This is a genomic window from Actinoplanes auranticolor (assembly GCF_018332655.1).
Taxonomy (GTDB): Bacteria; Actinomycetota; Actinomycetes; order Mycobacteriales; family Micromonosporaceae; genus Actinoplanes; species Actinoplanes auranticolor.
Map to the genome: position 1 here is coordinate 82,681 of NZ_BOQL01000080.1, position 12,226 is coordinate 94,906.

At 71.3% G+C, this 12,226-nt stretch carries 13 protein-coding genes; 5 read left to right on the forward strand and 8 right to left on the reverse strand.

Annotation, left to right across the window (positions count from 1 at the left end; translation table 11 throughout):
* Nucleotides 1-111: 111 nt before the first annotated feature.
* From Aau02nite_RS42140 to Aau02nite_RS42155, 4 genes are all read right to left on the reverse strand, one after another.
* On the reverse strand, nucleotides 112-984 hold the full coding sequence (locus Aau02nite_RS42140) for a transglutaminase family protein (protein WP_246595852.1): 873 nt from the start codon (nucleotides 982-984) through the stop codon (nucleotides 112-114).
* Complete coding sequence (locus Aau02nite_RS42145) at nucleotides 981-1,922, reverse strand: alpha-E domain-containing protein (protein WP_212994280.1); 942 nt, start codon at nucleotides 1,920-1,922, stop codon at nucleotides 981-983. The genes Aau02nite_RS42140 and Aau02nite_RS42145 overlap by 4 nt, the downstream gene beginning before the upstream one ends.
* Nucleotides 1,916-3,499 carry a circularly permuted type 2 ATP-grasp protein gene (locus Aau02nite_RS42150; RefSeq protein ID WP_212994281.1) on the reverse strand — a complete coding sequence of 528 codons (1,584 nt, stop codon included), beginning with the start codon at nucleotides 3,497-3,499 and terminating at the stop codon, nucleotides 1,916-1,918. The genes Aau02nite_RS42145 and Aau02nite_RS42150 overlap by 7 nt, the downstream gene beginning before the upstream one ends.
* Nucleotides 3,500-3,690: 191 nt before the next feature.
* Complete coding sequence (locus tag Aau02nite_RS42155) at nucleotides 3,691-4,002, reverse strand: GntR family transcriptional regulator (RefSeq protein ID WP_438841230.1); 312 nt, start codon at nucleotides 4,000-4,002, stop codon at nucleotides 3,691-3,693.
* A 78-nt stretch (nucleotides 4,003-4,080) separates the two neighbouring features.
* Here Aau02nite_RS42155 and Aau02nite_RS42160 point away from each other — a divergent pair, with 78 nt between their 5' ends.
* The 4 genes from Aau02nite_RS42160 to Aau02nite_RS42175 all read left to right on the forward strand — a co-directional run bounded on the left by Aau02nite_RS42160 (nucleotide 4,081) and on the right by Aau02nite_RS42175 (nucleotide 7,253).
* Nucleotides 4,081-4,944 (forward strand): hypothetical protein, encoded by an 864-nt coding sequence (locus tag Aau02nite_RS42160; RefSeq protein WP_212994282.1) that lies wholly within the window; start codon nucleotides 4,081-4,083, stop codon nucleotides 4,942-4,944.
* Nucleotides 4,941-5,123 (forward strand): hypothetical protein, encoded by a 183-nt coding sequence (locus Aau02nite_RS42165; RefSeq protein ID WP_212994283.1) that lies wholly within the window; start codon nucleotides 4,941-4,943, stop codon nucleotides 5,121-5,123. The genes Aau02nite_RS42160 and Aau02nite_RS42165 overlap by 4 nt, the downstream gene beginning before the upstream one ends.
* Nucleotides 5,124-5,851: 728 nt before the next feature.
* Entirely contained in the window at nucleotides 5,852-6,100 is a 249-nt protein-coding gene (locus tag Aau02nite_RS42170) for a site-specific integrase (RefSeq protein ID WP_212994319.1), read from the forward strand.
* Nucleotides 6,101-6,485: 385 nt separating this feature from the next.
* Complete coding sequence (locus tag Aau02nite_RS42175; protein WP_212994284.1) at nucleotides 6,486-7,253, forward strand: DedA family protein; 768 nt, start codon at nucleotides 6,486-6,488, stop codon at nucleotides 7,251-7,253.
* Between the two features lie 263 nt (nucleotides 7,254-7,516).
* Here Aau02nite_RS42175 and Aau02nite_RS42180 read toward each other — a convergent pair whose 3' ends face one another.
* Nucleotides 7,517-8,917 carry an NAD(P)H-quinone dehydrogenase gene (locus Aau02nite_RS42180; RefSeq protein ID WP_212994285.1) on the reverse strand — a complete coding sequence of 467 codons (1,401 nt, stop codon included), beginning with the start codon at nucleotides 8,915-8,917 and terminating at the stop codon, nucleotides 7,517-7,519.
* 106 nt (nucleotides 8,918-9,023) lie between these two features.
* Here Aau02nite_RS42180 and Aau02nite_RS42185 point away from each other — a divergent pair, with 106 nt between their 5' ends.
* The gene (locus Aau02nite_RS42185) at nucleotides 9,024-9,485 is read left to right on the forward strand and encodes a gamma-glutamylcyclotransferase (RefSeq protein WP_212994286.1); all 462 of its coding nucleotides are present in this window, start codon (nucleotides 9,024-9,026) and stop codon (nucleotides 9,483-9,485) included.
* Between the two features lie 3 nt (nucleotides 9,486-9,488).
* Here Aau02nite_RS42185 and Aau02nite_RS42190 read toward each other — a convergent pair whose 3' ends face one another.
* Genes Aau02nite_RS42190 through Aau02nite_RS42200 form a run of 3 tightly spaced genes read right to left on the reverse strand, consistent with a single transcriptional unit; the run spans nucleotide 9,489 to nucleotide 12,226 of the window.
* Entirely contained in the window at nucleotides 9,489-10,442 is a 954-nt protein-coding gene (locus Aau02nite_RS42190; RefSeq protein ID WP_246595853.1) for a GNAT family N-acetyltransferase, read from the reverse strand.
* 42 nt (nucleotides 10,443-10,484) lie between these two features.
* Complete coding sequence (locus Aau02nite_RS42195) at nucleotides 10,485-11,222, reverse strand: SCO6745 family protein (protein WP_212994287.1); 738 nt, start codon at nucleotides 11,220-11,222, stop codon at nucleotides 10,485-10,487.
* 41 nt (nucleotides 11,223-11,263) lie between these two features.
* On the reverse strand, nucleotides 11,264-12,226 hold the full coding sequence (locus tag Aau02nite_RS42200; RefSeq protein ID WP_212994288.1) for a hypothetical protein: 963 nt from the start codon (nucleotides 12,224-12,226) through the stop codon (nucleotides 11,264-11,266).

Genomic DNA, 12,226 nt, shown 5'->3' on the forward strand with positions numbered 1-12,226 from the left:
GGGCGCGGCCGTCGGGGGCGCGGCCGTCGGGGGCGGCCCCAGGCAGGCCCGAAGCCGGTCCGGCGGCGGCTCGGAAACCGGCCCGGCGATCCCCTGGTCGCCGGAGCCGGGTCAGCGAAGCCGGGTGATCGTCACCTCGACGCCCTGGCCGGTGCTGGCCGGGCCCGCGTACACGCCCTTGAGCGGCGGCACGTCGCCGTACTCCCGGCCCCGCCCCACCACGACATGGCGCTCCCCCACCGGCACGCCGTTGGTCGGGTCGAAGGCCGTCCAGCGGCCCACCCACCACTCGACCCAGGCGTGGCTCTGGCCGACCACGCTGTCCCCGATCGCCGCCGACGGCTTCGGGTGCAGGTAGCCGGAGACGTACCGGGCCGGCAGTCCCATCTCACGCAGCAGGCCCACGGTCAGGTGGCTGATGTCCTGGCAGACGCCTTTGCGTTGTTCCCACGCGTGCAGGGCGTCGCTCTGCACGCCCGTGGCGCCGGGCTGGTAGGTGACCTCGCCGCGTACGAACTCGCAGACGGCCAGGGCGGCGGCATGCGGGGTCGCGTGCGCCGCGCGGATGTCGGCCGCGATCCCGGTCAGCTCGTCGTTCAGGCCGGTGCGCTTGGTGCCCAGCAGCAGCTCGTACCAGCGGTCGACGTTCTCCGGCACCGCCAGCTCGTCCCAGGCCGCGCCCTCGCCCTGCTCGATCAGGTCACCCGGCGGCAGCGTCTCCACCGTGGACGTGGCCGTGACGGTCAGCGCCTCGTGCCGGGCATGGACGTCGAACGCCGTGACCACGGTGCCCCAGTAGTCCTCGTAGCGGTACGTGCGCGCCGGCGGCCACACCTCCACCCGGGCGTCCAGCACCGCCTGGTGGGTCTCGTTGCGCGGCCACATCCGGGCCTCGTTGTAGGACGACGACACCGGCCCGGCGTAGTCGAAGCCGCTGCGGTGCTGGATTTTCAGCCGCCAGCTGTCCACCGACGCGATACTCACGCCACCACCGCTCCCCGAACCCAGTTGACCGCGGTCGTCTGCCGGAAGTAGCGCCGCGAGACGGCCTCGTTGACCTGCGAGCACGTCTTCTCCAGGCTGGCCAGCACCGGCCCGAGGTCGTCGATCAGCTCGTCCGCGCCGCGGAACTCCAGGTTGGTGCGGGCGCGCCCGACGATCCGCTGGGCGTCGGTGGCCACGCCGGCCCGGCCCGGGTCCGGCTCCAGGTCGGTGAGGCAGCCCTCGGCGGTGGAGAGCGCGGCGAAGACCGAGCGCGGGAAGAGCCGGTCCAGCAGCAGGAACTCCGCCGCGTGGCGGTCGTCCAGCGATCCCCGGTACGTCCGCAGGAACGTCTCCCAGGCCCCGCTGGAACGCAACAGCGTCAGCCACGACGGAATGCTCCCGCCGGCCCGCTCGTGCGTACGCAGCAGCCGGGCGGTCATGTCCACCCGTTCCACGCTGCGGCCCAGCACCAGGAACAGCCAGCCCTCGTCCCGGCTCATGGTGGCGTCGGTCAGCCCGGTCATCACCGCGCACCGTTCCCGTACCCAGCGGAAGAACGAGTGCACCCCCTGCTGCTCGACCCGGCGGCGGGCGTTGGGCAGGCCGTGCCAGGTGGAGTTGAGGCATTCCCACATCTCCGAGGAGACCGTCTCGCGGGCGCCGCGGGCGTTCTCCCGGGCCGCCGCCAGCGCACCGACCACCGAGCTGGGGCTGCGCTCGTCCAGGCCGAGCAGGCCGACCACCCGGGCCGCGGTGAACGGCTCGTCCTCCATCGGCATGCCCATCACCGCGAGCAGCGACCGGCAGGCCTGGTCCTCGCTGGTCCACGGGTCGGCGAGGATGCGCTGCAGGTGCACGTCGAGGATTCGGGCGGTGTCCTCGGCGCGCTCGACGTAACGGCCGATCCAGTAGAGCGACTCGGCGATCCGGCTCAGCATCGCGGTCTCCCCTGTTGTTGTTGCTGCTGTTGCTGCTGCTGGGAGTCGGCGGCGCCGGCGCCCGGGCCGGGCTCGGGGCTGGACGCCGAGGGCAGCGGCGCCGGGTCGGCCGCCAGGTGCGGCACCTCGAACGGTGAGGTGTCGTCGGCGTCGGCCAGCACCCAGGTGTCCTTCGAGCCCCCGCCCTGGCTGGAGTTCACGACGAGAGCGCCCTCGGGCAGCGCGACCCGGGTGAGGCCGCCGGGCAGCACCCAGATCTTGTCGCCGTCGTTGACCGCGAACGGCCGCAGGTCGACGTGCCGGCCGCGCAGCCGGTTGCCGATCAGCGTGGGCACCATCGACAGCTTCACCTCACGCTGGGCGATCCAGCCCCGCGGATCGGCGACGATCTTCGCGGTGACCTCGGCCAGCTCCGCCGCCGAGGCCTGCGAGCCGATCACGATGCCCGCCCCGCCGGCCCCGTCGACCGGCTTGAGGACCAGCTCACCGACGCGCGGCAGCACCTCCTGCAGCACGCCCGGCTCGTCCAGCCGGTACGTGTCCACGTTGGGCAGCAACGGCTCCTCGTCCAGGTAGTACCGGATCAGGTCGGGCACGTACGTGTAGAGCAGCTTGTCGTCGGCGACGCCGTTGCCGACCGCGTTGGCGATGGTGACCCGCCCGGCCCGGGCCGCGTTGAGCAGGCCGGCCACGCCGATCACCGAGTCGGCCCGGAAGTGCACCGGATCGAGGAAGTCGTCGTCGATCCGCCGGTAGATCACGTCGACGCGCTGTTCGCCCGCGGTGGTCCGCATCGCCACGTCGTTGCCGACGCAGACCAGGTCCCGGCCCTCGACGAGCTCGACGCCCATCTCGCGGGCGATCAGGGCGTGCTCGAAGTAGGCGGAGTTGTAGACCCCCGGGCTGAGCACCACGACCGTGGGCTCGGTGACGCCGACCGGGGCAGCCGCGCGCAGGGCCCGCAGCAGCATGCTCGGATACGACTCCACCGGCAGGATCCGGGTGGCGGCGAAGACCTCGGGCAGCACCTGGGCCATGGCCCGGCGGTTCTCCATCACGTAGCTGACCCCGGACGGGATCCGCACGTTGTCCTCCAGCACCCGGAAGGCGCCCTGCTCGTCGCGGATCAGGTCGACCCCGGCGACGTGGATCCGTACGCCGTTGGGCGGGTTGATCCCGGCCGCGGCCCGCAGGAAGTGGGCGCTGGTGGCGATGATCCGCCGCGGCACCACGCCGTCCGCGAGCACCTGGCCGGCGCCGTACACGTCGGCGAGGAACGCCTCCAGCGCGCGGATGCGCTGCGCGACGCCCAGCTCGACCGTGCGCCACTCGGCGGCCGCGATGATCCGCGGAACGATGTCGAGGGGAAAGGGTCGCTCGACGCCTTTGAGCGCGAACGTGATGCCCTGGTCCAGGAAGGCCCGGGCCAGCACCTCGGCACGAACGCCCAGCTCAGCGCTCGACAGCGGCTGCAGCGTCGCGTGCAGGGCCTCGTAGGTCTCGCGAGGCATGCCGAGCTCGCCGAACATCTCGTCCCAGCCGGGGCCGAGGCGGTACTCCTCGAAAAGATCCGCCATGGCCTGACCCTACGGGCGACTCGTTGCGCGCGGGTAACAGTCGTCACGGCCACTTCACCTGCGGCCGGCCATCACATCCGGGCGGCCGTGCGGGGCGGGCCGCCGGTACGGGACCGTCCGCCGTTCGGCTTCGCCTGGGTCGTCGGTGGGCGGGAGGGCAACCCCTATCCCAGAAGCCCGAGGGGACGGGGCTACTCCCGTTCGGTGACGTAGGTGCCCTTGCCCCGAACGGTGACCACGAGCCCGGCCTCCCGGAGCACCTTCAAGGCGTGCCGGGCCGTATCGCGGGAGACGTCGTACGTCTGCTGGAGCCGTAGCTCACTGGGAATCGGCCGGTTGGGTACCAGTTCTCCAGTCTCGATCTGCGTCCGGATGACGGCGGCGAGCTGCTGATACAGGGGTACCGCACCCTGAGGATCAAGCTCGGCCGGAGTCCACCAGCCAGCGCGAAGCGACGGCCTGCTGGGCTTAGGCAATGCCGGCCCACGCGCCCACATCCTCATCCAAGAGAGCTCCTCGTGCTCGCCGGACCCCTTGGAGGCGCTAGGGCCTCCAAGGGGCTCGGTGAGCCCGAGCCCACCATGAAATCCTGGACCGCCGATGCGGTGCCGGCCGGACAGCTTGTCCTGGACCGGAAACGCACCTCGGTCACCGTCCCGGTCACGCTCCCGTCGGGCGCGGCCCAGGGACCCACTACCTGGTTCACCTTCGCCTTACGCTTCAGGGTGACGTTCGCGGAGGGCGGCGCCGACCGGGGATCGGCCCGCGTCACTGCATCGGTGAACGGGGGCGCGGCGGCATTGGTCACCCTGCGATCCCAGGCCGACGGCGTACGGGTTTTCCACGACGGTTACCTTGGCGGGCCACGGAACACGGTCACTCGGGATCAGACGACCGACGTGGTGTACGAAAACTATGTGCAGACCAAAGGCATCCGGGCCGGTACAGGCTCGTTCGAGATTTCCTTGGAGGACCGCGGCGCTCTGGTGCAGGACATCCGGATCGAGCCGGCGAGTGGCCTTTACCGCACTGCGGCCGATCCCGAGCAACTCGCTATCTCGGCACCGGCCCAGATCGACGCCCGGGTGGGTGAACCCGTCGATCTCGCGTACGCATTGAGCCGACGCGGCGAGCGCGCAGACCGCCCGGTGACCGTGGCGGCGGAAACGGCTGGCGGGCCGATCCGGCTGAACCGGGAACACACCGAGTACGGGTCGGTCGGCACTGGGCGGACCGGATCCTTCCAGGTGATCGCAGCCGAGACCGGGCAGTATCAGATCCGGCTGACCGCGCAAGGCGGCTACAACCAGCCGACCGCGGTGGTGCTCGTGGTAGTAAAATCGGCTCGGTCCTCAGGCAACGTCGTCCAACTGGTCGCGGCGGGCGGGCTCGGCCTGGTCGGTGTGGCTGTACTGATGTCATCACGACGGAGGAGGCATGGTTGAACGCCACGGTCGTGATCGTTCTTGGTGGTCTGATCGGTGCCGCCGCCGGTGCCGTGTTCGCGTGGCTGGCCCACGGCGGTTACGAAGCCAACGACGCGATGATCGGAACTGGATTTCTCGGTGCGCTGCTCGGCGCGCTCGCCGGCGCCGTAACGGTCATGCTGCGACGCCGCCAGTGAAGGTTCGCGGGAACGACGTCGTCGAGCTTCGCCTGGCACATGGTTCATAGTGGCCGGTCTGGTAGCGGGTTTCGTTGCCGTCAACGCGCCCCGGGGTTACCTGATTGTCGCGGGCCTGCTCGTGGTCACTGGGGCGGGACTGCGAATCGAGGCCGCTATCCGTGGCTTTCGGCCCGAGAACGCGCCGCATCAGCTCGGCTGAGCCTGTTACCCCGGACGTCCAGTGACGCTCCGAAGTGTCTTTGGACCGTCAGCCAATCCGATCTTGCATACGGTACGGAATCCGCCAGATCAGATGAGAAGCGAGCGCCGTTCGCTGACGGGCTCGCATGTGGCGAAGGGCAGGGCAGCGCGATGATGGATCAACAGAACAACGAGAAGCGACACTCGCCGGTGCGGCATGCGTCAAGGCGAGATCCTCGGACTCTCGCCCGATGACGTTGACTTCGATGGCGGCTGGCTGCACATCGTCCGGCAAGTCAAGATCGTTCGGGATCGTCTGGTGTTCGGGCTTCCCAAGAGCGACCGAGACCGCCGGGTGCCGCTCCCGGACAGCGTGACTGACCTTCTCCGTGGGCATCTCGAGGAGTTCCCTCCGGTCAGGGTCACCTTGCCGTGGGAGAACCCAGCCAGCAACGAGCTGGTTGCGGTCCGACTGGCGTTCACCACGACTCGACGGAGCGCGATCAACCGGAACACGTTCAACGCTAAAGAGCTGGCACCTTGCCCTGCGGAGCGCGGGTGTTACGCCGTCCCGATCGACCGGCATGCACGCCTTGCGGCAATTCGACGCGTCGTCGTTGCTGGATGCGGGCGAGAGCATCAAGGCCCTGTCGGAGTACCTCGGCCACGCCAGCCCGGGTTTCACCTTGCGGTACTACACCCATTTGATGCCGGCCAGCGAGGGTCGTACCCGAAAGGCGATCGACGACCTGTTTCGGCCCAAGGAAGGCCCTGACGGCCTGGCGACGGCCTGAGCCGGATGCAGTTGGCTGTTTTCCCAGCTAGGCATGAGGCGGGCCGCCGGCACGGGACCTACCGACGGCCCTGGCGCAGCGAGCCCGGCGTGCAGCCGGGCCGGCGCCGCTCGCCCGAGACACCAGGAACGGGGGACCCGGCGTGTCGGGGACTGGACCCAGGCTACGCGGGTACGGCTCGCACCAGAAGCGGCTAACCATGCCTAGATCGCCAGAGATTGGCAGAAATGCCTCGCGTCACGGGCCACGCGGGGCGCGTCCAGCACGTAGCGTGGCGGGCATCACCCTTAACCGGGCCTGATCAGGGAGCATCCTGTACTCAGCTCATTCTCAGGGGCGCCCACGGAGAATGCCGTGAGCCCTGGAGCCGTGAGGTGGCCGACCGATGACCGATTTGTTGACCGTGATGGCAACACCGGCATGGGCGTACCTTGCGCTTTTCGGGTTTCTCGCCGTCGATGCGATGGTCCCCGTGGTGCCGATCCAGGCCATCATGATCACCTCCGGCGCCCTCACCGTGTACGGCAACCTGAGCCTGCCGCTGGTCATCGCGGTCGGCGCCCTGGGCATGTTCACCGGTGACACGATCGCCTTCGTACTGGGCCGCACCGCCGGGCACGTCGGCGGGCACTGGCTCAGCGGACGGCTGAGCGCCCTGCGACAACGCTTCGCACCCCGCCACGAGCACGCGGAGAAGTCGGAGTCGAAGACCAGGCGCGCCGCCGAGCGGTTCACCCGGGGACTGCGCAAGCCCGGCCCGCTGGTGCTGCTGCTCTGCCGCTTCGTTCCCGGCGGCCGGATGGCAGCGGGTTACCACGCCGGCCGCAGCGGCTATCCGATCAAGCTCTTCGTGATCTACGACGGCGGGGCGGCGCTGTGCTGGGCGACCTACGGCGGCCTGGTCGGCCACGTCGGCGGCACCGCGATCACCCAGTCGGCCTGGCGGCTGTTCGCGATCGCCGCCTGCGCCGCGCTCATCTTCGGCACGGCGGGCTGGATCCTGGCCCTCTTCGGCGGCCGCAAGGACAACGCCGAGGAGATCGGCGAGGCCGCGGCCACGGCCGGCGAAGCCCCGGCGCCGGGCCCGGACGCCGAGCAGGCGAGCACCGGGAAGGCGTCGCCGCCGGACCGCCCGGTCCGCCTGCGGCACTGACCGCACGCCCGGCCGCCAAGCCCCCGACCATCCAAGCCCCCGGCCCCCAAGCCCCGGCCCCCAAGCCCCGGCCCCAAGCCCCGGCCCCCAAGCTCGCGGGCCCGACCCTGGGCCCCAAGCTCGCGGGCCCCAAGCTCGCGGGCCCCAAGCTCGCGGGTCCAGGCCGCCAGGTCCCGAGCCGCCGGGCCCCAAGCCCTCGGCCGCGGCCCCGACGGCCCCGGCCGCCACGCCGGGCGGCGGCCGGAACGCTCCGACCGCAGCGCCTACTGCAGCTCGTGCAGCATCAGCTGGCGGGCCGCCTCGGCGATCGAGCCGGACAGCGACGGATAGATCGTGATCGTGTGGGCCAGTTGGTCCACCGTCAGGTTGTTCTCGATCGCCATCGTGATCGGCAGGATCAGCTCGCTGGCCTTGGGCGCCACCACCACGCCGCCGACGATCTGGCCGGTCGCCGGGCGGCAGAAGAGCTTCACGAAGCCGTCCTTGAGGCCGGCCATCTTGGCCCGGGCGTTGCCGGTCAGCGGGAGCATGACCTGGCGGGCGGGCACCTTGCCGGCGTCGACGTCGTTCTGCGAGACGCCGACCGTGGCCAGCTCCGGGTCGGTGAAGACGTTGGCGGAGACCGTCCGCAGGCGCAGCGGCGCGACGGCCTCGCCCATGGCGTGCCAGACCGCGATCCGGCCCTGCATGGCGGCCACGCTGGCCAGCGGCAGCACGCCGGTGCAGTCGCCGGCGGCGTAGATGCCGGGCACGTTGGTGCGGGACACCCGGTCGACGGTCACGTAGCCGCCGTTGGCCACGTCCACGCCGTACTCGCGCAGGCCCAGTTCGGCGGTGTTGGGCACGGCGCCGACGGCCATCAGGGCGTGCGAGCCCTCGACCGTACGACCGTCGGAGAGCGTGACCAGCACCCCGTCGCCGGTGCTGACCACCGAGTCGGCGCGGGACTGGTTGAGGATGGTCATGCCGCGCTCGCGGAAGACCCGCTCGATGGCCATGGCGGCGTCGGCGTCCTCGTGCGGCATCACCCGCTCGCGGCTGGAGACCAGCGTGACCTGCACGCCCATGGCCAGGTAGGCACTGGCGAACTCGGCGCCGGTGACACCCGAGCCGATCACCACCAGGTGGCTGGGCAGCTCGTCGAGGTCGTAGACCTGGCGCCAGTCGAGGATGCGCTCGCCGTCGGGCACCGCGGTGGGCAGCACCCGCGGGGTGGCGCCGGTCGCGATCAGCACGGTGGCGGCGTCGACCGCGTACTCGTCGCCGCCGGCCGGGGTGATCAGGACCTGGTGGGTGTGACCCAGCGTGTCCTCGCCCATCCGGGCGCGGCCGGTCACCACGTCCACGCCCGCCTTGATCAGCTTGGCCTGGATGTCGCCGGACTGGGCCAGCGCCAGCTGCTTCACCCGGTCGTTGACCGCCTTGGCGTCGACCGTCACGCCCTCCAGGCCGGCCGAGCGGATGCCGAAGCGCTCGTTGTGCCTGTACCCGGTGACCACTTCCGAGCTGGCGATGAAGGTCTTCGACGGCACGCAGTCGGAGAGCACGCAAGCGCCGCCGGCCCCGTCGGCCTCGACGAGGGTGACTTCCGCGTCGAGCTGTGCGGCGACCAGAGCCGCCTCGTACCCGCCCGGCCCACCGCCGATGATCACGATCCGGCTCACGATACTCCGACCTCCATTGAGTGTTTTGTCGCTTTCGTGCCGCAGATGTGCCGACACGCACACCTCGTATTCTCCACCACCGGCCGTCCGGGCTATCGTCATCGCCGTGGGTCACTACGCCGCGTACGGTTCCAATCTCGATCCAGCCCGGATGCGGGCCTACTGCCCGCACTCGCCCATGGTCGGCGTCGGGTGGGTGGAAGGCTGGCGCCTGACATTCGCCGGCGAGGGCGACATGGGCTGGGAGGGCGCGGTCACCACGATCGTGGAGTCCCCGGGCGACCGGGTCTTCGTCTCGCTCTACGACGTCCACCCGTGGGACGCCGCCCAGCTCGACGAGGTCGAGGGGGTGACCGCGGGTGCGTACCAGAAGCTCACCGTGCGTGTCTCCACGCTCGAGGGCGAGTTCAGCGCCTGGGTCTACGTCTTCGACGGCTACGAGGGCGGCATGCCGACGGCCTGGTATCTCTCCGAGATCGCCAACGCGGCCGAGAAGGCCGGCGCGCCGGACGACTACGTGGCCGAGCTGCGCCAGCGGCCCACCCGGACCGCCTCGCCGGAGCTGTAGGTCTCAGACCGTCCGCTGGTAGATGTTGACCTCGTAGAGCGGCCGCATCCCGACCGCGCGGTAGAGCCGCGCGGCCTCGGTCGGGTTGGCCAGATCAACCCCCAGGCCGGCCGTCGTGCGCCCCTTGGCCGCATAAGCCGCGAACGCCCGGTGCAGCAGAGCCGCACCCACACCCCGCCGACGGTACGGCCGCAGCACCGCCAGCGACCGCACCCATCCGCCGTTGTCCTCGGCCCCGGAGTCGGAGGACTGCAGCACCCCGGCCCACTGGCCGTCGACCTCACCGACGAACCACTCGTCCCAGGCGACGCTGGCCTCGCCGGCGACCTGCTGCCGCCAGGTGTCGTATTCGGTGGCGTCGTGATCGCTGTCGCGGAACGCCTCCTCGACAGTGGCGTGGAACCGGCGCAGCTCGGCCTCGTCGTCGTGGCGCAGCGGCCGGACGGTGACACCTGGCGCCGGCGGCGGGACGGTGACCGGGCTCTCCTTCAGGGAGATGGTCATCCGCGCGTGCTGCTTGCGGAAGACGAAACCGGCGTCGGTCAGCGCCGAGATCCACCGCTGCTCGGTCGGGACCGCGCCCGCCCGGACCGTGTACGGGTCGTGACCGAACTCCCGGCCCCGCTCGACGACCCGGTCGAGGATCAGGGCCAGCAGCGGGCGCAGCGCGGGCACGCCACGCTCGGGCCACACGTACACCTCGATGAACTCGCGCGCGCCGCCCGAGGGGTTGTCCGGATACGCCCAACCGACGATTTCGCCTGCGGCATCCAGCGCCACCCAGCAGTCCCGGGCGGGGTCGGTGTGCGGCGCGGTCAGTGCCGCGCGCACCTCCTCGGCGGTGAAGTCCGGCTCACCGACCGCCGCGATATCACTCGCGTGGGCCATCCGGAGCAGCTCCGGCACGTCATCCAGCGTCGGCCGGCGGGTACGCCAGCCCTCGGGCAGTTCCGTCACCGGAGCATCTGAGCACAGCCGCGCGGCCCCACCAAGCGTTTTTCACCGGCTCAGCCGGTGCGACAGCGAGGTGAGCAGGCCGATCAGCTCGATCCGCTCGGCCCGGTCGAGGCACGCGTACGCCTGCCCGGCCAGCGAGTCCGACACCGACTCGGCCCACATCAGCCGCCGCACGATCGGCCCCGGCGACGGGTACGGCGGCTGCCAGCCGAACGCCACCGCGTCCGTCTCACCGTCGGGGCCCGCGATGATCGCCTCCAGCGGGGTGAGCCCGCTGGCCCGGACCGCCACCAGGTGCACGCCGAGCCGGTGCTCGTGCAGCAGGTGCAGCATCACCGCGGCCTGCGCCCCGGCCGAGGCGTCCGGCACCGGCATCGCCCGCCACGCCGCGAACAGCGTCAGGCCGGCGGCGTCCACGGCGTCCACCACGCGCTTGGCCAGCTCCAGCAGCCGGGCCAGCCGCGGGAAGCCGCCGAGCTCGTCCACTCCCCACCGGCACAGCTCGTGCAGGTGCCAGGTGGCCACCTCCACCGGCGGGGTCGTCTTGGCCGCGGCCTCCCAGCCGTCGGTCACCGCCTCGGGGGCGATGAAGCCGATCGCCGCGCCGACCGTCTCCGGGCGTACGTCGCCGAGCGCGCCGGCCCGGGCCGACACGTGGTACGCCCACCCGGACAACCCCATCAACCGCGCACGGCGCAGCGTCTGCGGGGACTCGGCGAACGCCCCGACGAGGTTGGCGAGTCCCGGCTTGGCGTTGGCGGCTGCCTGTTCGGGGGTCACCTGAGCGATTCTGCTCTCCCTGACCGGTTCGTGAAAATGGCCTATTGATCCGGTTCATCGGCGTCGAGGTCCTCGAGGGCCGCCTCGACGTCCCCGACCTCACGCCGGGCAGCCGACGCGTCACGCTCCGCCGAACGCCGCGCGAGCTTGCGGCGGGACACCTCGGCCTGCGCCACGATCCGCTGTCGTTCCAGCTCAGCAAGCTGTTCCTCGATCTCGTCGACGGCGTGGGCGGCCTCCTGCTCGGCCGCCTCGGCGCGTTCCAGGCGGGTCCGCGTCTTCGCCTCGGCCGCCCGGGCGCTGGTCAGCCGGCGCTTCAGCTCACGGCGCCGCTCCGCGCGTTCCTGCCGGGCTTTCTCGGCCGCGCGGCGTTTGCGCTCCTCCAGCGCCGTGGGCCGCGCTGAGCGCTCGGGCTCCGCGGCGACAGCGAACGGGTTCGGCGGCGCCTCCTCGTCCTCGTCGTCCTCCTCCTGCTCGTCCGGCTCGTCGGCGGTGACCAGACGCAACCGTGGACGGGGGACCTCACCGAAACCCGCGTACGTGGCTGCTTTGACCAACCGTCCACTGCGTACCTGCTCGGCGATGTCGGGCTCGGCCAGGGCCGCGGTCAGCGTCGCCTCGACCTCGGCCATCGGCAGCTTCACCGAGCGCAACCCCGGGTCGTCCTCGACGGCGAGTTTCTGCGCGGCGTTGACCAGCGCGGACACCACCTGCCGGCGTTGCGTGGAGAGCTCGCGCAACTGCTCACCCTGCAGGCTGCGCTGGGCCGAGCGCAGCGCGGTGGACAGCTCCACCAGTTCGTCGATCAGCTCCGGGCGGCGCAGGGCGAGCAGATTGACCAGCCACGCCGCCACGGTCGGCTTGCGCAGCGCGGCCAGCCGCTTGGCGGTCTCCTTGTCGCCGGCCCGTTTCGCCTCGGCGATCGCGGCGGCCCGGCCCGCTACGAAACCGTCCGGCGGCGCCTCGTAGAGCGCCCGGATCACGTCCTCGGTGCTGGTCGGCAC